The 23,937-nt window shown below is 55.9% G+C and carries 18 protein-coding genes; 7 read left to right on the top strand and 11 right to left on the bottom strand.

Translation table 11 applies throughout. The features are described 5' to 3' along the window. Positions 1-181: 181 nt before the first annotated feature. From bioD to bioB, 4 genes are read right to left on the bottom strand one after another with little or no spacing between them, the layout of a single operon-like run. Complete coding sequence (gene bioD / locus ABEA08_RS06080; RefSeq protein ID WP_345334303.1) at positions 182-874, bottom strand: dethiobiotin synthase; 693 nt, start codon at positions 872-874, stop codon at positions 182-184. After that, a complete protein-coding gene (locus ABEA08_RS06075; RefSeq protein ID WP_345334301.1) occupies positions 871-1,599 on the bottom strand; it encodes a methyltransferase domain-containing protein in 729 nt (242 codons plus the stop codon). Before ABEA08_RS06075 ends, bioD begins: the two co-directional genes overlap by 4 nt. Beyond that, positions 1,586-2,734, bottom strand: coding sequence for an aminotransferase class I/II-fold pyridoxal phosphate-dependent enzyme (locus ABEA08_RS06070; protein ID WP_345334299.1), 1,149 nt, complete (start codon positions 2,732-2,734; stop codon positions 1,586-1,588). Before ABEA08_RS06070 ends, ABEA08_RS06075 begins: the two co-directional genes overlap by 14 nt. Next, on the bottom strand, positions 2,721-3,752 hold the full coding sequence (gene bioB / locus ABEA08_RS06065; protein ID WP_425557338.1) for a biotin synthase BioB: 1,032 nt from the start codon (positions 3,750-3,752) through the stop codon (positions 2,721-2,723). The genes ABEA08_RS06070 and bioB overlap by 14 nt, the downstream gene beginning before the upstream one ends. Positions 3,753-3,854: 102 nt before the next feature. Between bioB and bioA the strand changes: the two genes are divergently transcribed. Beyond that, positions 3,855-5,162, top strand: a complete 1,308-nt coding sequence (gene bioA, locus ABEA08_RS06060) for an adenosylmethionine--8-amino-7-oxononanoate transaminase (protein WP_345334297.1) — start codon at positions 3,855-3,857, stop codon at positions 5,160-5,162. Here bioA and cobB read toward each other — a convergent pair. Then, positions 5,145-5,867, bottom strand: a complete 723-nt coding sequence (gene cobB / locus ABEA08_RS06055; RefSeq protein WP_345334295.1) for a Sir2 family NAD+-dependent deacetylase — start codon at positions 5,865-5,867, stop codon at positions 5,145-5,147. The genes bioA and cobB overlap by 18 nt on opposite strands. Positions 5,868-6,026: 159 nt before the next feature. Between cobB and fur the strand changes: the two genes are divergently transcribed. Continuing rightward, entirely contained in the window at positions 6,027-6,455 is a 429-nt protein-coding gene (gene fur / locus ABEA08_RS06050) for a ferric iron uptake transcriptional regulator (protein ID WP_345334293.1), read from the top strand. 105 nt (positions 6,456-6,560) lie between these two features. On the opposite strand, the gene glnS is transcribed toward fur, so the two are convergent. From glnS to ABEA08_RS06020, 6 genes are all read right to left on the bottom strand, one after another. Then, entirely contained in the window at positions 6,561-8,234 is a 1,674-nt protein-coding gene (glnS, locus tag ABEA08_RS06045) for a glutamine--tRNA ligase (protein ID WP_345334291.1), read from the bottom strand. 118 nt (positions 8,235-8,352) lie between these two features. Continuing rightward, on the bottom strand, positions 8,353-8,937 hold the full coding sequence (locus tag ABEA08_RS06040) for a NapC/NirT family cytochrome c (protein ID WP_345334289.1): 585 nt from the start codon (positions 8,935-8,937) through the stop codon (positions 8,353-8,355). Between the two features lie 2 nt (positions 8,938-8,939). Then, positions 8,940-9,539 (bottom strand): NapC/NirT family cytochrome c, encoded by a 600-nt coding sequence (locus ABEA08_RS06035; protein ID WP_345334287.1) that lies wholly within the window; start codon positions 9,537-9,539, stop codon positions 8,940-8,942. Between the two features lie 118 nt (positions 9,540-9,657). Then, a complete protein-coding gene (gene feoB / locus ABEA08_RS06030) occupies positions 9,658-11,835 on the bottom strand; it encodes a ferrous iron transport protein B (protein WP_345334285.1) in 2,178 nt (725 codons plus the stop codon). Continuing rightward, the gene (locus tag ABEA08_RS06025) at positions 11,832-12,068 is read right to left on the bottom strand and encodes a FeoA family protein (protein ID WP_345334283.1); all 237 of its coding nucleotides are present in this window, start codon (positions 12,066-12,068) and stop codon (positions 11,832-11,834) included. Before ABEA08_RS06025 ends, feoB begins: the two co-directional genes overlap by 4 nt. Before the next feature lie 167 nt (positions 12,069-12,235). Beyond that, on the bottom strand, positions 12,236-12,832 hold the full coding sequence (locus tag ABEA08_RS06020) for a NapC/NirT family cytochrome c (RefSeq protein WP_345334281.1): 597 nt from the start codon (positions 12,830-12,832) through the stop codon (positions 12,236-12,238). A 373-nt stretch (positions 12,833-13,205) separates the two neighbouring features. On the opposite strand from ABEA08_RS06020, the gene ABEA08_RS06015 reads away from it, so the two are divergent. From ABEA08_RS06015 to ABEA08_RS05995, 5 genes are all read left to right on the top strand, one after another. After that, positions 13,206-14,168 carry a DmsE family decaheme c-type cytochrome gene (locus tag ABEA08_RS06015; RefSeq protein ID WP_345334279.1) on the top strand — a complete coding sequence of 321 codons (963 nt, stop codon included), beginning with the start codon at positions 13,206-13,208 and terminating at the stop codon, positions 14,166-14,168. Between the two features lie 9 nt (positions 14,169-14,177). Beyond that, complete coding sequence (locus ABEA08_RS06010; protein WP_345334277.1) at positions 14,178-16,259, top strand: MtrB/PioB family decaheme-associated outer membrane protein; 2,082 nt, start codon at positions 14,178-14,180, stop codon at positions 16,257-16,259. A 49-nt stretch (positions 16,260-16,308) separates the two neighbouring features. Then, the gene (locus ABEA08_RS06005) at positions 16,309-18,285 is read left to right on the top strand and encodes an OmcA/MtrC family decaheme c-type cytochrome (protein ID WP_345334275.1); all 1,977 of its coding nucleotides are present in this window, start codon (positions 16,309-16,311) and stop codon (positions 18,283-18,285) included. 12 nt (positions 18,286-18,297) lie between these two features. Continuing rightward, a complete protein-coding gene (locus tag ABEA08_RS06000; protein WP_345334273.1) occupies positions 18,298-20,763 on the top strand; it encodes an OmcA/MtrC family decaheme c-type cytochrome in 2,466 nt (821 codons plus the stop codon). Positions 20,764-21,684: 921 nt separating this feature from the next. Continuing rightward, positions 21,685-23,868 carry a multiheme c-type cytochrome gene (locus ABEA08_RS05995; protein ID WP_345334271.1) on the top strand — a complete coding sequence of 728 codons (2,184 nt, stop codon included), beginning with the start codon at positions 21,685-21,687 and terminating at the stop codon, positions 23,866-23,868. The last annotated feature ends 69 nt before the right edge of the window (positions 23,869-23,937 follow it).

Here is a 23,937-nt window from a genome sequence, read left to right as displayed (position 1 = left end):
TCACTATGATATCCCTACATTATGGCTGAACTCTCCGGGGTTCAGGCGACTTTCGATAAGAATAACTGTGATATTGGGCGCATTGCGCTTACTCATCGGCGTACCATGGACGACAGAGTGACCCACGAGGCTCGATCCTGACTATCATATTAGGATATTGATATTAAACAGAAAGCAGTTCTCACTGCCCAATCAGGTGGCGCACCGCCATCGACAGATAACCGCTCGCATCACTGCCATCAGCCAAATGTGGGATCTCCGCCAGCATCGGCGCACCTAACATCGCCTGCAAGGTGTCAATATTGGCCTGATAATGGCTCATTGCCGGATCGATCCGATTGGCGATCCAGCCAGCCAACGTCAGTCCATCGGCCCGGATCGCTTCTGCCGTCAACAAGGCGTGATTCAAGCAGCCAAGCTTCATCCCCACCACCAGCACGACCGGCCAGCCCTGCAGCCGAACCCAGTCTGGCAAGCAATGACGCCGATCCAGCGGCAAGCGCCAGCCACCGGCGCCTTCCACCAGGCACAACGCTGCCTCGCCTTGTGCCTGGCGCAGCGCAGGTTGCGCCAGCCAATTCTGTAGCCTGTCGACGCTCAAAGGCTGGCCGCTCTCAGCCGCCGCCACATGGGGCGCGATCGGGGGGGCCAGCGCAATGGGATTGCAGAGCTCATAGGGTACAGGCACCGAGCTCACCGCCTGCAGTGCCAAGGCGTCGCCATTGCGCAGGCCTTGCGGGGTCGGCTCACACCCCGCCGCGATAGGTTTCAACCCCAACGTACTCAGCCCCTGCGTCTGAGCCGCGGCCAGCAGCGCCGCTGACACCCAGGTTTTGCCCACATCCGTATCGGTGCCGGCCACAAAGTAGATCATGCTCGAACGGCCTCCACCAACAACAACTTCCAGGTCAGCGGGATCCCCTCCGGCTGACGAAAGCGCTCCAATTCCGCTTCCACCTGCCGCCACCACCGGCGCCCTTTAAGGCCCCCTTGGTGTTCGCGATGATAGTGGGCCCCGGTAGCCTTAAAATGGCGCAATAACGCCTTGGCGCTATCAAAATACATCCGCTCCGTCACCTCCTGCAGCTTGCCGCACCAACCCGAGTGCGCTAGCGCCTGCTCGATCTGCCCGACCTCCGGACAGCGGTTACAACCCAGCGTCCGTTGCGCCACTAAGGCATCCAACTCGATAAAGCATCCGGCGATCGGCAGGGTAAACAATAACTGCCCATCCGCTCGGATCACCCGGCCCAACTCGACCAATGCCTGCGTCAGATCCGGGCACCACTGCATCGACAAGTTAGCCGCCATCGCATCAATGCAATCATCGCGCAGCGGCAGTGCCCCGATATCTGCACACAGCGCCTGCTCAAAACGGCCACTGATGCGCCCTTGCATCAACATCGGCAGCGCCAGATCCAACGCGATCACTTGCTTGGCGGGCAGTTGCGCACTGATGAACCCCGTACCCGCGCCAAGATCGAGCCATAAAGGCGCCGGTTTAGCCGCAGCCAGCAAGCGCTGGCCGATCCGTCGTTGCAGTTGCGCGTGTTGATCGTAACTGGCCGCCGCAGATGCGAAGCATTCAGCGATCCCCATAAGCCCCCTCCTGCGCTCTCGCATCCGCCAACGCCGCCAGCAAGCGGTCGATGTCTTCCGGCTCATGGCCCGCATTGATCACCACCCGCAATCGGGCCTGTCCCTTAGGCACCGTGGGTGGCCGGATCGCCGGACACCAGATCCCGGCTTGGTTTAACCGCCGTGCCAATGCCAATGCCATCCGGCTCTCCCCCACCAGGATCGGCTGGATCGGGCTGGCCGAATCGAGCAATTGCCAGCCTTGTGCCTGAGCGCCACAGCGAAACTGGGCGATCCGCGCCTGCAAACGTTGCCGTCCGTCGCTCAGCTGAAGACGCTGCCATTGCTGAGCCAAGTGTCTTGCCAGATCGACCGGGATGGCGGTGGAATAGATGTAATGCCGGGCCGACTGCACGATGGCGTCGATCAGCGCCTGCGAGCCGAGTAACGCCGCACCGCTGGCCCCCATCGCCTTGCCAAACGTCAAGGTGAGCAGATCCGGCTTGGCGATCGTACTGGCGCCCAAGCCATCCCGGCCGATGATCCCCAAACCATGCGCGTCATCCACCCAGGACAGCGCGCCATGCTGACGACACAGTGCAACAAACGCCGCCAACGGGGCTTGATCACCGTCCATAGAAAACACCGACTCGGTTGCGACCAACGTCAGGGCGGCGTCGCGCTCCAACCAGCGCGCGAGCATTGCCATATCGTTGTGACCAAAACGACGCAGCGTTGCGTCACTGGCCAACGCCGCATCGAGGATCGACGCATGAGCCAGCTTATCCGCCAGGACCCGATCGCCTTTACGGCACAAGGCTAACGGCGCCGAATTGGCCGCAAAGCCAGAGCTGAACAGCAACGCCGCCTCATACCCCGTCGCCTCGCACAGCAGGCGTTCCAACGCTCGGTGAGCCGGATGATAGCCGCTGATCAGTGCCGACCCCGCCGCGCCTTGCCGCGGCGCCGCCCTGTTATCGCCAAACGCCAAACCCAGATAGTCATTACTGGCAAACTGGAGATAACGCCGGCCCTCCACCTCAACCGTGCGTGGATCCAGGCTATCAACGCAGCGGCGCCGCCGCGTCAACCCCTGCGACTCGCGCTCAGCCATCAGCTGCGCCGTGCGTTGCAACCAGCCGTTATTGTGCGGCATCGTAGAACAGCTCATCCTGTGGCGTCGGCAGCACCGGCTGCAGTTGTTCCAAATGCGCAGGCTGGCCCGCCTCAGGCTCGATCCCCAAGCGGGCAAACAGCGCCATGTCGTCGTTTTCTCTCGGATTGGCCGTGGTCAGCAGCTTGCAGCCGTAGAAGATCGAGTTCGCTCCGGCAAAAAAGCACATCGCCTGCAGCTCATCGCTCATGTTTTCCCGTCCCGCCGACAGACGCACATGAGAAGCCGGCATCATGATCCGCGCCACCGCAATGGCTCGGACGAATTCGATGGGATCCAGATCCGGCTGATCCGCCATCGGCGTGCCCGCCACCTTCACCAACATATTGATCGGCACACTCTCGGGGTGTGTCTCCAGATTGGCCAGCTGACGCAACAGCTCGGCCCGATCCTGTGCCTGCTCGCCCATACCTAGGATCCCACCGGAGCACACCTTCATCCCGGCTTTGCGCACATTATCTATGGTATTGAGGCGATCGTCGTAGTTGCGGGTCGAGATGATCTCACCGTAGAACTCCGGCGAGGTATCCAGGTTGTGGTTGTAATAATCCAGGCCCGCCTGCGCCAACGCCTGTGCCTGCTCGGCACTGAGCATCCCCAACGTCATACAGGTCTCCATCCCCATCGCCTTGACCTCCCGCACCATCTTCAGCACATAGGGCATGTCACGCTCGCGCGGATGACGCCAAGCCGCCCCCATACAGAAACGGGAAGCGCCAGCCGCCTGGGCGGCCCGCGCCTCGGCCAGCACCTTCTCCACCTCAACCAACTGCTCAGCCTCAAGCCCGGTGTGATAACGGGCGCTCTGCGGGCAATACTTGCAATCCTCCGGACAGGCGCCGGTTTTGATAGACAGTAAGCGTGAGATCTGCACCTGATTCGGCGCAAAGTGTTGACGATGCACGCTCTGCGCTTCAAACAGCAAATCATTCAGCGGCTTGGCAAACAGGGCTTGTACCTGCGCCAGCGTCCAGTCGTGTCGAATTGTCGCCATTGGGATCCCATTCCTCGATTGTATTCTCTGTTGGCTAGGATAAGCCGAACCGATACACTGTCAACGCCGACCAGCCATCAAACTTAACTAACGGTTAAATAATAAACAATGAAGACGGATCTGCAGTTCGATCGTGACCACCTTTGGCACCCCTATACCTCAACCAGCCACCCGCTGCCCTGTTATCCCGTCGCCCGCGCTCAGGGCGTTCACATCGAGTTAGAGGACGGACGCCTACTCGTCGACGGCATGAGCAGCTGGTGGAGTACCATCCACGGCTACCAACACCCGACGCTCTCTGCGGCGGCCAAAGCTCAGATCGATCAGATGAGTCATGTCATGTTTGGCGGCCTCACCCACGCGCCAGCCACTGAGCTGGGCAAAAAACTGCTGAGCATGACCGCACCGGCGCTCAACAAGATCTTCCTCGCCGACTCCGGCTCCGTCTCGGTCGAAGTGGCGCTGAAGATGGCGCTGCAATATCAACAAGGGATCGGTCAGGCCCAGCGCAGTAAGATCATGACCATCCGCGGTGGTTATCACGGCGATACCTTTGCAGCCATGAGCGTGTGTGATCCCATCAACGGCATGCACAGCCTATTTCAAGATGTGTTGGCACAAAGCCACTTTCTGCCGCGCCCACAAACCGGCCTGAATGAGCCGTTACACCCTGCTGATGAGGCCGCACTGCAACAAGCCATGGCGCGCTGGAGTGACGACACCGCCGCGGTGATCGTCGAGCCAATGGTACAAGGTGCCGGGGGGATGTATTTCTATGGTGCCAGCTACCTGCAAGCGCTGCGCCGGCACTGTGACCAACAGGGGATCGTGCTGATCTTTGACGAGATCGCCACCGGCTTTGGCCGTACCGGCAGGCTGTTTGCGTATGAACACGCCGAGGTGGTGCCGGACATCCTGTGCCTAGGTAAAGCACTGACCGGTGGCACCATGACCCTGGCGGCCACCCTAGCCACCGACGCCATCGCAGCGGGCGTCTGCGCCAGCGAAGCCGGCGTCTTCATGCACGGCCCCACATTTATGGGCAATCCACTGGCCTGCGCGGTCGCCAATGCCAGCCTAGGCCTGCTACAGCAAGATCACTGGCAGCAGCAGGTAACGGCCTTGTCTCAACAGATGCAGACGGAGCTGGCCCCCTGCCAAGCCTTGCCACACGTCGCCAATGTCAGGATCTTTGGTGCGATCGGCGTAGTTGAAACCCACACTGCGGTCGACGGCGCCGCGATCCAGCAGGCCTTTGTCGAGCGCGGCGTGTGGATCCGCCCCTTCGGCAAGCTGGTGTACATCATGCCACCCTATATCATGAACCCAACCGAACTGCGGCAACTCACCCACGCCATGCATCAAGTGCTCGCCCTCGACCACGTCTACCTAAGCGACTCAATGCCCGTCAGTTAGCGACTGGCCAGCCAAAAGCTGCTCCACCAAGGCCGGCACCAACTCACCGGCCCGGCCTTGGCGATGGAAACGAAACTGGCTGTGCACCTCAGAGGGCTCGAGATTGATCTCCAGCGTGTCGGCGCCCGCGAGCTTAGCCTGCTCAACAAAGCCAGCGGCAGGATAGACCTTTCCCGAAGTGCCGATACTGATGAACAGATCGCAGCGCTCCAACGCCTGATAGATCCTATCCAGCCCGATCGGCATCTCGCCAAACCACACCACATGAGGTCGCAACATCTGGCCTGGCTCACAGCAGGTACACAGATTCTCTGCCCCAAAGGCCTGCCGCAAGGGAAAGGTTTGCTGGGACTTAGGGCAGCGGCCCTTCACCAACTCGCCATGCATATGCAACACCCGACGACTGCCGCCGCGCTCGTGCAGATCGTCGATATTCTGCGTCACCAACAACAGCTCTCCGCCAAAGTGCTGCTCCAGCGCGCCCAAGGCAACATGGGCAGGATTGGGCTCAACGCCTTGCCTTAGCTGTGCCCAGCGTAAACTGTAAAATCGATTGACTAAATCGGGATCCCGCCAATACGCTTCCGGGGTCGCCACATCCTCGACTCGGTGCTCTTCCCATAGCCCATCCTCGGCCCGAAAGGTCTTGAGGCCCGATTCGGCGGAGATCCCTGCGCCGGTTAACACCACGATCCGTTGATACATACTGTTCAAACTTCCCTCGTTGTGGCTAAATCTTTGTCATATCTAGTGTATAGAATCAAAGCCCTGCTTAGCTAATGGTTTTAACTTGCCCATAAGCTCCATATAATGGAGAGCAGCACATGCCTGGGTTTGACCACCCGATAAAATAAAGAGAGCGACATGACGGACGAAAATCAGGCCCTCAAAAAAGCCGGTTTGAAAGTCACCCTGCCACGGGTGAAGATCCTTGAGCTGCTGCAAAACCCAAAGAACCAGCACATCAGCGCCGAAGAGCTGTACAAGCTGCTGTTGGAGTCCGGTGAAGAGATCGGACTGGCCACCGTCTATCGGGTTCTGAATCAATTCGACGATGCCGGCATTGTTTCCCGTCATCACTTTGAAAGCGGTAAGGCGGTGTTTGAACTCGCAAGCCAACACCACCATGACCACTTAGTCTGCCTCGACTGCGGCAAAGTGATTGAGTTTAGTGATGATGTGATCGAAGCGCGCCAGAATGAGATTGCCTTAAAACACAACATCAAACTGACCAACCACAGCCTCTACCTGTACGGTCAGTGCACCAACGATCAGTGCGATCACAACACTTGATAGCTGATAGCTGATAGCTGATAGCTGATAGCTGATAGCTGATAGCCAGACATAAAAAAACGGACGCCGAGGCGTCCGTTTTTTGTGGTTCAATCGCTAAGGCGATCAACCGGCGATCTTAGCCCAAGAGTCACGCAGACCCACAGTGCGGTTAAACACTGGGAATTCCGGCGTCGACTCCTTCGCATCGGCACAGAAGTAGCCGGTGCGCTCAAACTGGTAGGCTTTCTCACCCTCAGCGGTCGCCAAAGACGGCTCCACCTTCGCATTGTTGATCACCAACAATGACTCAGGGTTAAGCGTCTCAGCCAACTCACCCACGCCCGGGTTCGGGACGTTAAACAGGCGGTCGTACAAGCGAACCTGAGCGTTGACTGCCGTCGGTGCCGCAACCCAGTGGATCACGCCCTTCGGCTTGACGCCATCGGCCGGATCGCAGCCTTTCGACTCCAGATCGACCGAGCAGAATACCGTGGTGACATTCCCATCGGCGTCCTTCTCAACACGCTCAGCGGTGATCACATAGGCACCGCGCAGGCGCACTTTCTTACCCAGCACCAGACGCTTGAACTTCTTATTTGCCTCTTCGCGGAAATCCTCGGCTTCGATGTAGATCTCACGCGCGAACGGCACATCGCGGCTGCCCATGGACTCATCCGACGGGTGGTTGGCGATATCCAGCGTCTCAACCTGATCTGCCGGGTAGTTTTCCAGTACCACCTTGATAGGATCCAGCACCGCCATCGCGCGTGGCGCGTTTTGGTTCAGATCGTCACGGATACAGGCTTCCAGCATGCCCATCTCAACGGTGTTCTCCATCTTGGTCACACCGATCCGCTTACAGAACTCAACGATCGAACCCGAGGTGTAGCCACGACGGCGCAGGCCGGAGATGGTCGGCATCCGTGGATCGTCCCAACCGGAAACATGCCCATCGACCACCAACTGCTGCAGCTTACGCTTCGACATCATGGTGTACTCGAGATTCAGGCGGCTGAACTCGTACTGATGCGGCACGCAATCAATGGTGATGTTTTCCAATACCCAGTCATACAGACGACGGTTGTCCTGGAATTCCAAGGTACACAGCGAGTGGGTGATCCCCTCCAGCGCATCGGAAATACAGTGGGTAAAATCGTACATCGGATAGATGCACCACTGATCACCGGTCTGATGGTGGTGAGCGAACTTAATGCGGTAGATCACCGGATCGCGCAACACGATAAAGGAAGAGGCCATGTCGATCTTGGCACGCAGGCACGCCTTGCCCTCTTCGATCTCGCCGTTCTTCATCTTCTCGAACAGCGCCAGGTTTTCCGCCACAGAGCGGTCGCGGTACGGGCTGTTTTTGCCCGGCGCGTTCAACGGACCGCGGTATTCGCGGATCTCGTCCGGGCTCAGCTCATCAACGTACGCCAAGCCCTTGTTGATCAGCTCGATCGCATAGCCATGCAGCTGGTCGAAATAGTTGGAGGAGTAACACACCTCTCCATCCCACTCGAAGCCCAACCACTCGACATCTCGCTTGATCGACTCAACGTATTCGATGTCTTCCTTCACCGGGTTGGTGTCATCAAAACGCAGGTTACACTTGCCCTGATAATCTTGGGCAATGCCAAAGTTCAAGCAGATGGATTTGGCGTGACCGATGTGCAGGTAGCCGTTCGGCTCCGGCGGAAACCGGGTATGAACGCTGCTGTGCTTACCCGAAGCCAGATCCGCGTCGATAATATTGCGGATAAAGTTGCTTGGACGTACTTCAGTGTCCGGCTGGCTCATGCGCATCCTCCGAGGGAATAAATCAGATACAAAAGCGGTATATTCCTACAAGTTGGCAGAGGTCGCAACCGCGTCAACCGCCTATCTCCGGGCTTTTTACCGCTTTTGTCGCCCTCGCTCAGTTCTTCGCCACATTCCCAGGCAAATTATGGGCGATCCCCTTGTGGCAATCGATGCAGGTGATCCCATCATCCTGCAGCACTTCGTGATATTGCGCGGCGGTCTCGCTTTGCTGAGCCAGCGCCATACGCTCGACATTGTGGCAGCTACGGCACTCTCGCGAGTCCGTCTTGCGCATCACATCCCACACCCGCTCGGCCAACGCCTCACGATGCAATTCAAAGTCGGCTTTAGTTTGGTACTTACCGGTCAACTGCGTGGTGACATGCGACACCGCACTGGTGCCTTTGACCCAAACCTTAGCGAAAAAGCTCTTGGGAATATGACAATCGTGGCAAGTCACAACCACCCCCGACTTACTCTTAAAGTGGGCCGACTCCTGATGCCACTCCTGCTGCACCCACTGTGACGGTGAATTATGGCAACTGGTGCAGAACTCATCGGTACTGCTCCAGGTCATCGACGCCTCAAACCCGACCCAAGCGATGATCCCCAAAACCAACGCCAACAAACCGCCCAGAGGGATCCCTAAGCGCCACCAAGGCGTCGGGACAGACCAGAGTCCTTTTTTCTGTTCAAACATGACTATTCCCCATCCGCTTGAGCTTGTGGCTTGTTATGTGCCAAATACTTATGGCAGTCAATGCAGGTTTTGTATTTGGGATCACTGCGCTCCAGCCCATCCATACGTTGGTGCATGGTCGCGGCCATCCGCTTCTGCTGATCAAAATCCATTCGCTCAACCTTGTGGCAGCTACGGCACTCACGCGAATCATTCGCACGCATCGAATCCCATACGCTGTCGACCATCTCATGCCGGGCCGCTTCAAACTTCTCACGGGTGTTGTAGTCACCCTTGACGGTGTAAAACACCTCTTTCATCGCGGTGATCTTACGCCACATCTTGGGAACAAACTCTTTAGCCACATGGCAGTCCGCACAGGTCACCATCACTCCCGAAGCGGTATTGTAATGACTGTGTTGCGGCCACTCCTCCGCCGCAAACTTCGATGGACCATGACAGTTCACACAAAAGGCATCCGAGCTGGTTTCGTGGATCACCACATTAAACCCCACGGTTCCCAAGGCACCGAACACGAACAACAACAATCCCCCGATGGGGATCCCGAACCGCCACCACGCGCCCGGCTTACGCCACAGCCCACTACCCTGCTCTCTGTCCATATCTGCCTACTCAGTTATTTCGGTTTGTTGATCTCAAAAGCCCTCAAAACGAAAGGCAGTCTATTAGACTGCCTTTGTTAAATAATTTAGTAGGTTGTGAAGCCAGTTACCAGCACCATTACTGAATGGTAATCGGAATGTCCCCTGCGCCCTGGCGCATCCGCCGGCCGACACGATGAAGAACCGCCACAAACAGCGCCAACATCGCCAACATCACCAACACCACAGGAAGCCCGGCCAGACCGTAGCTAGCCAGTTGATAGAAGATCGTGGCGCAAGCATAAGCTATGGCGAAGGTCCATAATGCCGAGAACACAGCCCAACGCCCGCCCAACTCACCCGCAATGGCTCCCAGTACCGCAGCACAAGGGGTATACAGCAGAATGAACAGCAGATAGGCAACGGCGGCGGCCTGACTGACAAAGCCCGCTTCCAGATTGCGCAGGCTGGCGATCTCAAAGCCGTGCTCCTCCCCCATAGATTCGATATCACTCAGATCACCGATGTCTACCCCCAGTGGATCAGCCAGATCGATCCCCAACATCTCTTCCGGAATGGTCAGCAAGGCTTCGACAAACAACTCAGCGAGATCAAACGCCTCTTCCGCCTCCTCTTCGCCGCCGTAGAGGCTGTTCAGTGTCCCCACCACCGCTTCTTTGGCAAAGATCCCTGTGATGATCCCAACCGTCGCCGGCCAGTTATCCTGCTCGATCCCCATCGGCGCAAACACCGGCGTGATCGCCTTGGCTGCCACCGATAGCACAGAGTGATCGGTATCTTCATTGCCGATGGAGCCGTCGGTGCCCAAGGTATTGACGAAACTCAACAGGGTCACCACCACCACGATCACCTTACCAGCACCAAGCACAAACTGGCGGGTACGCATCCAAGTACGGCTCATCAAGGCCTTCAGCGTCGGCCACTCATAGTCCGGTAGCTCCATCACCGCATGGCCACTTTGCCCCGGCAACATGGTGTAACGCAGCACTAGGCCCGTCACGATCGCCGCAGCGATCCCGATCAGATACAGCACAAACACCAAGTTCTGCCCGTTGCTCTGGAAAAACGCCGCCGCAAACAGCGCATATACCGGTAACCTTGCGCCACAAGACATGAAGGGCGCCATCATGGCGGTCATGATCCGCTGACGCTTGTACTCCAGCGTACGGGTGGCCGTGATAGAAGGCACATTGCAACCAAAGCCAACAATCAATGGCACAAAGGCTTTGCCAGGCAAGCCCAGCTTATTCATCGCCCCTTCCACCACAAACGCGGCTCGCGCTAAATAACCCGAGGTTTCCAATACCCCTAGGGCAAAGAACAAAAAGCCCACCACAGGAATAAAGGTCGCAACTGTTTGGATCCCCATCCCCAGTCCGTTAGCCAACAGGCCGATCAACCAGTCGGGCAAGCCCATCGACTCATACACCAAAGCCGCACCATCAACGAAGATCGCCCCCGCCATGATGTCGAAAAACTCGATAAATGCCGCGCCCATATGGATGGCAAACAAAAAGGTCAGATACATCATTCCCAAGAACACTGGGATCCCCGCCACTGGGTGAAGTACCAAACGATCCAGCTTTTCGGTCAATGAAACCGTCGCCGACTGAGGCGCCAGAGAACGAGCCAGGCACTGTTCAACCCAGCGGTGACGCACTACGGACAAGGCTTGCAAGCTGCCCGCTTCGCCAGTTTGAGCTAGCTCGTTCAAGCTCTGACTACGATCAGAGCCGAGCGCCAACTTCGCTTCCAGCTCAACGCCGTAGTCAAGTATCACTGGACGAGCAGGTTGCAGTGGCAACGTGTTCAGCTGTGCCAACAGCGACTCGATCCCCTGCCCTGAACGCGCGGCCACAGGCACAACTGGGCATTGGAATTGCTCGGCCAAAGAGTCCAAATCAAGCTCAATGCCTTGCGCCTGAGCCGAATCCCATTTATTGAGCACCACCAACATCGGCACGCCCAATTCACGCAATTGCAACGTCAAAAACAGATGTCGTTCGAGCTGAGTCGCATCGACCACATTTACGATGGCGTCATACTCGCGCGCGAGCAGGAAATTACGTGAAACCGCCTCATCTTCGGGCCCAGAAGACGCACTCAGATCATACAGCCCGGGCAGATCCGTCAGGCGTACCTCACCGGTGGCGAGAGACACCCGTTTGTCTGTTGTACCGACGGTCACACCAGCCCAGTTCCCCACCTTGGCGTTGCCGCCACTGAGAACATTAAACAGAGTGGACTTCCCTGAGTTGGGGTTACCAACCAAGGCAAAACGTAACTCACGACTCATTTGCGGGTCTCAACCTCAATATTCTGTGCCAACGAAGAGGTGAGACACAGGTTGCCTCCCTTTAACTTCAATTGCAGCGACCGGCCCAACGGCGCGCGACGGACCACCTGTACATTGGCGCCCGGAATAAAGCCTAACGCACTGAGCTTGGCCAGCAACGCAGGCTCCAACTCAGGATCGCGGACTGAGACCACCTTGACCACCGTATTATTTGCAATTTCAGCCAGAGTCATGAACAACCTTCTTTAAATGCTAATCGCTCTCATTTACGTCAAGTATATCCTTACGCCTACGGAAATAGCATGACCCTGATCTAACTTTTCTGCGCTTGGGGAAAAATAAGAAGCAAAAAAAACGCCCCCGCTTACGCAGGGGCGTTTTTCGACTTACCAATCAGCGATTACTTAGCGCGATCGTGAGCAATTTTGCCTTTGTGGCAATCGATACAAGTGCGGTAGTTCTCAGCAGAAGGATCCGCTTCGATCATACGCTTGTGCATGGTGCTGGCCATGCGGGACTGCTTTTCGAAGTCCATCTTCTCAACAATGTGGCAGCTACGACAGGTATGAGAATCGGTAGAGCGCATGTGCTCAACAGTGCGCTCCTGCATCAGTTTCTTATGATCGGCATAGGCTTCAGGGTTGTTGTAATCACCCTTGAACTGCCAAAACAGCTCTTCCATTGCAGTGATCTTACGCCACATCTTCGGCAGGAACTCTTTCGGCACGTGACAGTCTTTACACTGCACATCCATACCTGAACGGCTCATACCATGCACACTGGTTTGAAACTCTTCAGCAGCATAGCTAGGTACGTGACAGTTCACACAAAACGAATCTGTGCTGGTCGCGTCCATAACAACGCCAAAGCCCGCAGTACCCACAACACCCGCAGCTAGGAACAGGAAGGCACCAAAAGGAATACCCAAAAGCCATTTGGCTTTTGGTGCGCGCCAAAGCTTGGCCCAGCCACTCGTGTTCTCGTTACGCTCTTGCATCTCTCATCCCCTAAATTGGATTTGAAATCACGCATTCCCAAATGCGCAATTTACTTATCTATCTGAGGGAATTGTACTGGCCTAACCTGTTCAAATAGATGATTCGAGTCACGTTTTTACGTGTTGAATGAAACCTTTTACACGGCTATTAGTGCAAGTCACAACCACCCAATCGGTCACTCCTCTCGCCAGCGCCGGAAAGTGTGATCGAGTGCACAATGCGGCCCTTTTGGCGGAAAGTGATTTCAATGCCGAAATAAAACCACAACTCTCTCCAATGGAATCTTGCTCATCACAGTTACGCTGCTAATCTAAGATTGGTGATAACAACAGTGTCACACCAATAACAAGTCAACTGCATAGGATGCAGGGAATGAGTGAGCACCTATATCAGATTAAACAATACGCGCACCGGCTTTGCGTTATTGCATTGCTGTGCCTGATCGCACCCACCTTCGCCGCGTGGGAAGAGATGGACGAGGAGGAATACCTCTCTATCGTCACCAGCAAATTTACCGAGGGAAAATACTCCGCCAAAGGCGCCGACAACTGCTTAATGTGCCATCGGCGTAGTGACAAGGTGATGGCCCTGTTTGCCGGCGTTCACGGACGTACTGGAACCGATGCCAGCCCCATGTCCCCCAACCAATTGCAGTGCGAGGCCTGTCACGGCCCAATGGGCAATCACAATCGAGGTGGGAAAGAGCCGGTATTAACCTTTGGCGTGGACTCGCCATTGCCCGCCGAGGCACAAAACAGCGTGTGTCTTAGCTGCCACCAGGGCGACGAACGCCTCGCCTGGCATGGAAGTACCCACGATATTGAAGCGGTGCCCTGCAGCCAATGCCATGAGATCCACGCAGAGCACGATCCTAGCCGCGACCAGCAAGCGGCCAATGACAATTGCTTAACCTGCCACCAGCAACAAAAAGCGCAAATACATCAACGCTCCAGTCACCCAGTTCGAACCGGGCAACTCAACTGCACCGACTGCCACAACCCGCACGGTACACTCAATACTGCGATGCTGCCCCAAGTCAGCCTCAACGACAATTGCTATAGCTGCCACGCCGATAAACGAGGCCCCTTTTTATGGGAGCACACCCCCGTTGCGGAGGATTGCAGCACCTGTCATGACGCCCATGGCAGTGTCAATGAAGCCATGTTAACCAGCCGCCTGCCGCTGCTGTGCCAGAGTTGCCATGCCAGTGTTCACTCAGGTACGCCTGTGTTCCAGCCTGGGCAAGACCCCTTCGGCGGCGGTCGCAGTTGCCTTAATTGTCACAACATGGTGCATGGCTCCAATCACCCATCAGGCAAGCTTTTGCAGCGCTAAGGAGGCCATATGAAACCGACAACGCCCCAATGGATCGGCGCTTTCAGCTTGATGCTTATCCCCACGACCTGGGCCTTAGATTTTTCGCTTCAGCAAGCCAATACCGAGTCGGTCAAGTGGGATGCTTGGGAGTGCAAACAATGCAAGCCGGAGCAAGGCCTCAGTGGCCATTTCCAAACTGGCGTCGTCAACGCAGAACTCTCCGATCCCCATGCCGCCAATGCATTGGGAACCGACAGCGATGGCTTGTCACTCGCCTTAGGGGCCGATCTTAATTATTGGGGCAACGACGACACCCAGTGGCAACTCAGCGCAAACGATCTTGGCTTGGACATCGCCCAATTCATGGCCCGCGCGAACCGAGCCGGGGATTTTCAAGCCGAGTTGCGTTATCGAGCGCTGGCCAAATGGGATGCGACCATCCAAACGCCATTCCGCCTACAGGGCAATGCCTTTTATTTGCCAACCGATTGGCAACGCGCCGCCACGACAGGACAAATGACGGGGCTAAGTGCCGCACTGCACCCAGCCGAGCTTGCCATCAAACGAGACCACCTTTCCCTCTCTGTTGATAAATATTTCGATCAGATCCGCACCTATGCCGGGCTTAGCCAGCAAGAACGCAGTGGTCGAAAGCGCACCAGCAGCAGTTTGTTGACCAATTCGGTCGCACTGCCTGAGCAGATCGATGACCGCACACTCTCGGTCAATACGGGCCTGAACGTTACCGGAGGTCCCTGGCAGGTGGCGTTTGGCTACATCGGCAGTCATTACCGCAACGATGCCGATGCCATGACCTGGCAAAACCCCTATACCGCCACCTTTGGCAGTGCCTTAATGGCGCGCCAATCCGTTATGCCCGATAACACCGCCCATCAGTTCCAGGGGCAAGCCAGCTGGCTTCAGGGCCGTCATGCGATCAGCGGCCAGCTGGTGTGGGGCCGACATCAGCAAGACGCGCTCTTTATACCCGCCACCATTAATGGCCCATCGCCAGCCCTTCCTGCAGCCGACGCGGATCTGAAGCTGGACAAAATAGACGCCACTCTCAGGTATCGCCTGCACCTGAGCCGCAAAGCGTCACTGCAGGCGCAATACCAGTATCAAGATAGGGATTACCGTAACCCACAGCGTTTTTACCCGCAGATCATCACCGACAGCGCGGTTTCAGCGGATCGCCAACCACTCTACCCAGATCATACCCAGCAGCAGGCTGGTCTGATGTTGAACTATCGCTTCACCTCTGGCTTTAGCAGTGAGATCGGGTATCGCTTCCGCAATGACCAGTGGGATAACCAACGCTTTGACAGCGCAGATACGCATCGCTATTGGGCCAAGCTCCGACTAAACCGCTGGCAACCACTACGAATGTGGTTTGAGATCGCTCAAGAGCAACGAGAGGCTGACGACCTAGTTTCGGCAGCAGACGCCAATGGCACTAGCGATACGGCATTGCGTCAATATCATCAAGCTGACCGCGACCGCATCGACAGCAAACTGGTCGTGCAATATCAACCCTTGCCCGCGTTGAGTTTCAACCTGACCCTCAATGGTTCCGAGGATGACTATGACGATGGCCAGATCGGTCTCGATGAAGTTCGGCGCTACGGCTACGATCTGCAAACCAGTTGGTATCAGGATAACTACCACCTATATGCCTTCTACAGCAACTACGACATTAAAACCCAGATCAATGGCAGCAACCTGACCTCACAATGGCGCGCACTTCAGGATGACGAAGCCGAAAGCTTAGGGATCGGCGGGGAATATACCGGTCTGTTTGAGGCATTAACGCTCGGGATGGATCTAGTCTACGCCGACAGCGATGCGCTAACCCGCATCGAGCAAGGGTTAAGTGGAAACTACGGCGACAATGCCAGCCGCCGCACCACACTCGATCTCTACGGACGCTACCAGCTCAACGAACAATCCAGCGTTCAGCTGGATCTGCTCCTGCAAAAATATCGAGACAGCGACTACCTCTATTCCGGCTTCCAGGCTGACACCATAACTAATGTGCTGTTTTTCCCAGATCTGTCCCACGACTACAGTGACTACCGATTAGGTGTGAGTTACCGCCACGATTTCTAACTTTTGGCCAGGGATAAGGTTGACTGACCGAACGATTAAGTGAGCAATGATGATGAAAATGAACGGACGAATGGGCCTGCTGGCGCTGGCCGTACTGGCCATCGCGGGTTGCGACAATGGCGATGATGGAGCAGACGGTAATCCAGGGCCAGACACGCCGCCCCCGGCACAGGAGGTGACCGAACTCAATGTCGAGCTGCGTGAATGGCGCATTGAAGCCAGTGGCCAGATCTTCATCGACTTCCTCGTCACCAATCAAGATGACGAAGGCGTCATTGGGTTGCCCAGTGCGACCCTCCTTGCCGCACAATTGCTCCCCACAGGCTTTACCGGCGCCGGCAACAGCACCGAGTGGCGCTTTTTAGGCTCCGAAACCTGCGACACCGCCACCAGTTGCGCTGGAGAATGGATCGATCTGGCCAATGGATTCTATCGCTACACCACAGGAATGACCGTCAATGACCGCGACGATGTCACCTACTCGGCGGATGCCACCCAACGCATTGTGCTAAAACTCGGCGGTGATAGCCTCAGCGGCAGCACTGTAACGCTTCCGGTTGTTAATGAATCCGTCGACTTCACGCCCAACGGTACTGAGCCGCTCTATACCCGCGAGCTGGTCGCCAGCGCCGCTTGCGACAGCTGCCATACCGAGCTTGCTAGCATCAAACACGGCGGCAGCTACACGGAAATGGAAACCTGCGTCACCTGCCACTCAGCCAACCGCATCAGCAATCCACTGAATGTAATGTCCGGTCTAGCCCACCGTTTTCATGCCGACAGCGAATTAGCGCAGTTCACCAACTGCGAAAGCTGTCACACACAGGAGCCAGCTCTGGCCAATGCCGACAACTGGATAATGAACCCCAGCCAGTTAGCGTGCGGCACCTGTCATACCGCCATCGACTTCCCCTCGGGTCAGGGCCACCCTGCCCAAGCAGATAACAGCAACTGCGCCGCCTGCCACAACCCGGACTGGACCCGCGACGCTCACCTGATGACCGCTCAGCAAGACGCCTTGAGCCGCTTTGCCGTGGACGTTGTCAGCACCACCCTAGACCCCGCCACCAGCAGCCTGGCCGTGGTGATCGGCGTGACCGATCCACAAACCGGCGACAACTATGACAGCCCAGATCAACTGGCATTTTTGGATGATCTACGGATCTACGCCAACTGGGGCACCAGCTTCGATTACAGCACCCGCAGCGCACCCAGTGTCCGGCCCACCGACGTGACACCCGATGCCAACGTCGGCGATGGCCAATATCAATACACCATCAGTGGACTCACTATTCCAGCCGACACCGACACCGACGGCGGCGCCGTCGCGGTTCAAGGACGGGTGTGTGTCAGTGACAGCGCTCTGGTCGATTGTGACGCCACCACGGCTCAAACCGTCGCTATCGCGTCATCCACCGACTTCTTTACTGCCGAAGCTCTGGGCGACGCCATGGCACGGCGCACCGTGGTCAACAATGAAACCTGTGGCAGCTGTCATGGCGATCAAAAGCTCAACTTCCACGGCACCCGCAACGATCTCGAGCAGCAATGTCAGCTGTGCCATAACGCCAATATGGCTGCCGATGCGACAGCGGTGAATCAAAGCGCCAGCAGTGCCAACTATTCGCACATGGTGCACGCCATCCACACCGGTCTGCGCGAAGGCTATGAAGATATTGTCTACCCCGCCCCGGTCGGCGATTGTCGCCAATGCCATATTCAATCTACTGATGGCGACAGCTTTGCCTTACCTATTGCCAACGGCGTTCCAGCCATGGCAGTGACCGAAACCAATGCCGATGGTGATGTCATCAGCACCACATTCACCAGCATTACGGCGGCGACGTGCTCCGTTTGCCACAGCAGCGACACGGCTAAACTGCATATGGAGCAACAAGGTGCCCTGTTCAATGTCGGTGTCTCGCCTGTGGGTACCGGCCTTCCTACAGAAAGCTGTGAGGTGTGCCACGGTCCAGGACGTAGCGCAGACGTCGCCCCCTCCCACGGCCTGACACCGGCGCAATAGGGAGCTGAAACCATGACACATTCAACCCACTTTGACGTGAACCCGCAAACGCAGGACGGTCCCATGAAGACATTCACTCAACACAAAACATGGCGCGCCCTGCTTCTGGCAGGGACTGCCACTCTGGTTTTAGCCGGTTGTCCCGGTGACGGCGACGATGGCAGCGACGGGGCTGACGGCTCTCCGGGCGAAGTCAACGTCAATATCGATAGCGCCACCTCACTGAATGCCCAGATCACCGCTGCCGCCATCAGTGATGACGGTACCGTCACCGTTGATTTCGATCTGACCACCGCCAATGGTGTAGCCGTCGCCGGCCTAGAGGTTGAAGACTCGGTCGACCGGATCGGCATGGGGATCGCCAAGTATTTTGACCTGCAAAAACGCAGCCGCCCCCTGGCAGCCAGCGCTTTCACCGAAGACCCAACGTTATTCAAGGGAACAAAGGCCGATCAGTGGACCAGCTATATAAACGCCGTGGTCGACCCAGGCGACGTCAATGTCGAGGACAGCTTCCCAGAAGATTGGGACGCCAATGCTGGAGCACAGATCCAAGCCGGCATTGAAACCAGCTGTGGCAGCGAGTGTGTCGAAGCCACCGGCAACGGCAGCTACCGCTACACCTTCTCCCTACCGCTAGACCAATATCCCGTCATTGACGGGCTCGACACCAGCTTTGATGCAAACCTGACACACCGCGTGACCATGGAATTACGTCGCTTCCGCGGTGACGTTAAAGAGGCGCTCGTTAACACCTATTATGACTTTATCCCCGCCACCGGCGCAGAAGCGTCCGCTGACGAGACCCGCGAGCTCGTAGTGCTGGAGCAGGCTTGTCTACGCTGCCACAGCAATGACTACGACAACAGTGCCGCTCACCCGCTTATCTTGCACGGCGGTGCTCGCTTCGAGCTGCAAAACTGTACCGTCTGCCACACCACCTACTCGGGCGATCCCGAGACTGGCGCAACCATAGATTTAGGCTCCATGGTGCATCAGATCCACAAAGCCGAATACTTTATGATCGGCTTCGGTGGCAACGGTAACGACTTCCGTGAACTCACCTTCCCCGCCAATGGAAACGAATGCGGTGTCTGCCACCTTGAAGGTGACGATGCCCCAGCTCAGGCCACCAACTGGTACTTCCACCGTCAGGAAGCCTGCTTAAGTTGCCACGAAAAGTTTGCACCTGAAGATTGGGACGGAACAGCCAGAAGCCTATTCCATGACGACAGTTTCACACCCTACGCCGAAGGTAACTGTGCCGGCTGCCATGCCGACGATACCAACCCTGACGGCTCCGCGATTTACCACAGTGCACAATCTCTGGCCATTACTAACGCTCGCGAGGCTTATGCCTACGAGTTGGGTAACGGCACATATGATGCTGAAGCCGGCACACTGAGCTTTACGCTGACGTGGGCAGCGAACACGGCCCCAGAAACCGATCCAAACGTCAGTGCGTTCTGGGTCTCGGCGGCGGCTTTTGACGGCCTCGAGTACGATCTTGGTGGCACACGGGGTGACAGCGACGGCGTATTTGGTCGACACAAATCGCGCATCGCGTTTGATCTCACCACAGCCAACACCGCTGACAGTCCAGTGACCTCCATTGTGAATGAATCGAGTGTCACCTATACCGTCAGCCAAATCGATGCCGAACTGAAAGATCTCTTCGCGCAAACCGGACAAGGCTTCCTCACTGGCAAACTGTTTGTCTGCGCGGATTCGTCCGTCGTCGATATGGATACCTCAACCCTCGTACCAATCGCGTGTGACAACACCGAGACTCGAGTCACCGAAACCATCGTCGCCGGAAATCAAGCGAGCTTCTCTACTGATGGCAGCGATATTGACCTACGTCGCGTCGTGGCAATGGAGATGGGCTGTGTGAATTGTCATGCCGAACAAGCCGACTTTTCAGCGGCTCATGTGGGCACCCGTGGCGACGAAGAGTACCCGCCAAACAGTGATTGTGGCTCCTGCCACGCCGGAACCCCCAACACTGCGGTAGCCCTAACCGATGGCAGTTGCGTTAGCTGCCACAACCCTGGCGGTTCAGCTCACTCCAACAAAGCGTTTGAACGGGGCTTTGACTACAAGGTGATGATCCACCAGATCCATGCGGGTACACGCTCTGAACGTCGCACCACGGATCTTGAGATCACCTATCCGGATACGCCAGCGAACTGTCTTACCTGTCACGCCGAAGGGCAGCTGGATCTGGCAACACTGCCCGCCGTGCCAGCCTTCGTCGCTGACGATGGCGAATTCAGCCCAACGGTCGCAGCGTGCGCCAGTTGCCACGCAACCTCGGAAGAAGCGAACGCCGCAGCCGTTGCTCACTTCCGTCAAAATGGTGGGGTTTTCGCGGGTACCGTCGGTCAGTATGAAGCCGAAGGCAACAGTGAATCCTGCGCCACTTGCCACGCTGCCGGCCGCAGCTCTGGCTATGACGTGGTGCACGGTCTTGAGTGATCCCTGTCGATAACCATCAAAGGGGCGCCTTAACACGGCGCCCCTTCTTTAAGCAAAGCACCACGCCCCAAACGCACCAACTAGCGAAACCTCGCTATACCCAAGCAGCCAAAGATGTAGTGCCATTGTTGCATCAACCAAACAAGTCTTCCTGCGCTCTCCACGGCAGCCATTCATCGATTGAAACATTGCCAACTTCAACGAATGAAGACCATATAAGAGGACGGGAATTGGCTAACCAGTACAGCTTGCGTATCCCGTAATCTCACCGTTGAATTTGCCACAACGGAGGAGACGGCGCCAATGACGGACGTTGATCGACTGGCTACCGTTACGCAGAACTCACGGCAAGCCATCAGCACAAAAATTGCACTGACCTAAGTAGACAACATCTATTCGCTTGCGCACTACACCACCCAATTTCTCACTGGGTGAATTCAATTACCCAAAGGCTGTTGTGGGAGGCCGACTCCCGAGGGAGCCAATCACCATTGAAGCGCAGGAAGGTTTTACTTACCGTCATTTACCTCATATGCCTAAGGTTCAATACCTCTTATCAACTTAGGAAGGTTCCTTACCATTTTGTGAAGCCAGTCACCCCAGCAAATCCTCACCAAAAGATCACACCAGGAATTTCATTTTTTAACATCAGCAAGTTCCACATATCGCAATCGCCGATTCCCCAACCTGATTTTTGAATAAAAACCCATGTTTTCCCGATAATTAATGGGACATTTTGGTCACCAATCTCCTTCCAGTCACGACTAAATGGCCTTCACTGCAACCTCCCGTTTACATTTGCAATAGGCAGATCCCGTTACCCCGATCACGTTACCTCGCAGCCCGCTTAAATAGACTCTATCAAGCCCCACACTTTCTGTGGGTAACCTAATAAATCTTTTCAATTTGCAGGGAAAAGAGATGATCGTAAAAAACAATAACTGGAAAGTGCTGGCGACCGCCGCTGCAGTTTCCGCCATGCTGGCCGGTTGTTCCGACGGCAAAGATGGCTCCGACGGTATCGATGGAGCCCCGGGTGACATCACTATCGACATTACTCGTGCTTCAGCCATTAACAGCACGTTTGGTGCTGTTGCATACGATTCAGCTAGCAACGTATTGAGCGCAGAGTTTTCTCTTAGCGACAACCTTGGTGTTGCTATTTCTGGCGTTCAAATGAGCGACATCAGTACCCAAAAATTTGGCCGTATCGGTGTCGTATCCGAACTGCCAGAAGACCCTGATGCTCCAGAGAACGAAAAAGACGTTGACCGTGAAATCTGGTTGTCTTACCACAACCAAGCAGACACCAATAAAGGTCGTATCAGCGCTTGTAGCGATGATAATTGTACTTTGGAAGCAACTGACGTAGCCGGTACTTATGTACTGACCATCAATGATGCCATCACTGCAGAAGCGGATCGCGAAGACAATATCCTGTACTTCGACTATGATGCGACTCAACCACACGGCCTGATGTTGCGGATCAAAGGTGCTGACTTCAACACCTATCACAACCACTACTTCACCGAAACCAGTGCAGTAGAGCGTCCAAAGACCGTCGTCACTGACGAAACTTGTCAGGCGTGTCACAAGCCAGAGCAGGAAGAAGGCACCTACCGCTTTGCTTCCAACAGCCACTACGGTCTGGAACTGGAAACCTGTATCCACTGTCACACCGACTACTCCCAGAGCAGCAGCACCACGGCAACTGGCGACTGGTCTATCAAGGGTCTGGTTCACCATATCCACACCACTCGCACTACTGCCGACTTCCAGGATGTTGCCAAGTTTGACAATGTAATCTGGCAAGGTGACAAGGGTGCCATTGATGATGGTCTGTACCCTCAATCCGCAGCCAACTGTAACGCCTGCCACACCCCAGCCTTTGGTGACGAAACTGTTGCTGACGACAGTGGCCTGACCGTGCACGCTCTGGACTGGTTCAAAGACGTTGATAACACCTGTATTGACTGTCACGACTACCACAAGCCAGCAGATAACTGCATTGCATGTCACAACGACGACGTACGCCACAGCGGTGAAGATCCAACCCGCAACGGTATCGGCGGTGCTTCCCGCCACTTCGCAGGCCTAAATCTGGCTAACCACTCTCAGGCTCGAGCCATCGAAGCAGGCAAGCTGATTGAAGTCAGCTACAACGGCATCGAAGTAATTGGTAACGAGATTGTCGGTAACGTTGAATTGAGCTACCTGGGTGAGCCGGTTTCCTTGGATCAACTGTCCTCCACCACCGTTTACCTGAATGCCATCTCCAACGAAGCGCCGGACATGTTCGTTAACTACCGTGTCCAAACTCCTTTGGTTGAAATTCAAGGTGAAGCTGGTCAATTCACGTTCAACGCAATTGATAGCGAAGATAAGACAGATGTGGCTAAGCTGGCTGCACTACTGAATGATAACCACACTCTGGCCATCTCCACCTATGTCAATGCATGCTTTGGCAATAAGAAAGATGCGCTGCAAGTTTGTACCGACAGCTCCGTTCAAAGCCCGAATGTGCACCTTGTTGAGTACTTCAACCTGCAAGGCGAAGACGTGGTTGAGCGCGTAAGTGCAGCCAACTATGAAAGCTGCCTGGCTTGTCACAACGAAGATATGGCCGTTCGCTCCGGTGGCAGTTTGCACTACCGTAACGGCGACCTGGCTTCCTGTGCCCAGTGTCACGAAGGTGACACTGACTATAATGCTCTGTCCGTTCGCATCCACGGCACTTTCGGTAAAGCCCACGGTCAACCGATGATCGACGGCAATCGCGAGCGTGACTTCTTCTCTAGCCAACAGTGTACCGCTTGTCACTTGGAAGGCGATTACGAACTCAGCAATGCCCGTCAGTCTGTAATCCGCTGGGATCGTGAGAAGAACTCTGACAACAACTTCTCCAGCCCACAAGCCGGTGTCTGTGCTTCCTGCCACACCAATGCTGACCTGTTTGGTGAATCTCAGGCAGAGACTGCAGCAAATCACATCGCCAAAGAAGGTGGCGTGATTGGTGCAGAGACATACGAAGAAGCGGCCGACGCTAACGAAACCTGTATGGTTTGTCACACCGGCAACAACATCCGTAAGAACCACAAGTTCTAATTGATTTTGCTTTAAGTGGAAAGCGGCCCCGGAGGCCGCTTTTTATTTGATCGAGGTCGTACTACCAAT

The sequence above is a fragment of the Ferrimonas pelagia genome (assembly GCF_039543565.1).
GTDB lineage: Bacteria > Pseudomonadota > Gammaproteobacteria > Enterobacterales > Shewanellaceae > Ferrimonas > Ferrimonas pelagia.
The sequence above is the reverse complement of the archived record's forward strand: the minus strand, read 5'-3'. Positions and strand labels throughout refer to the sequence as shown.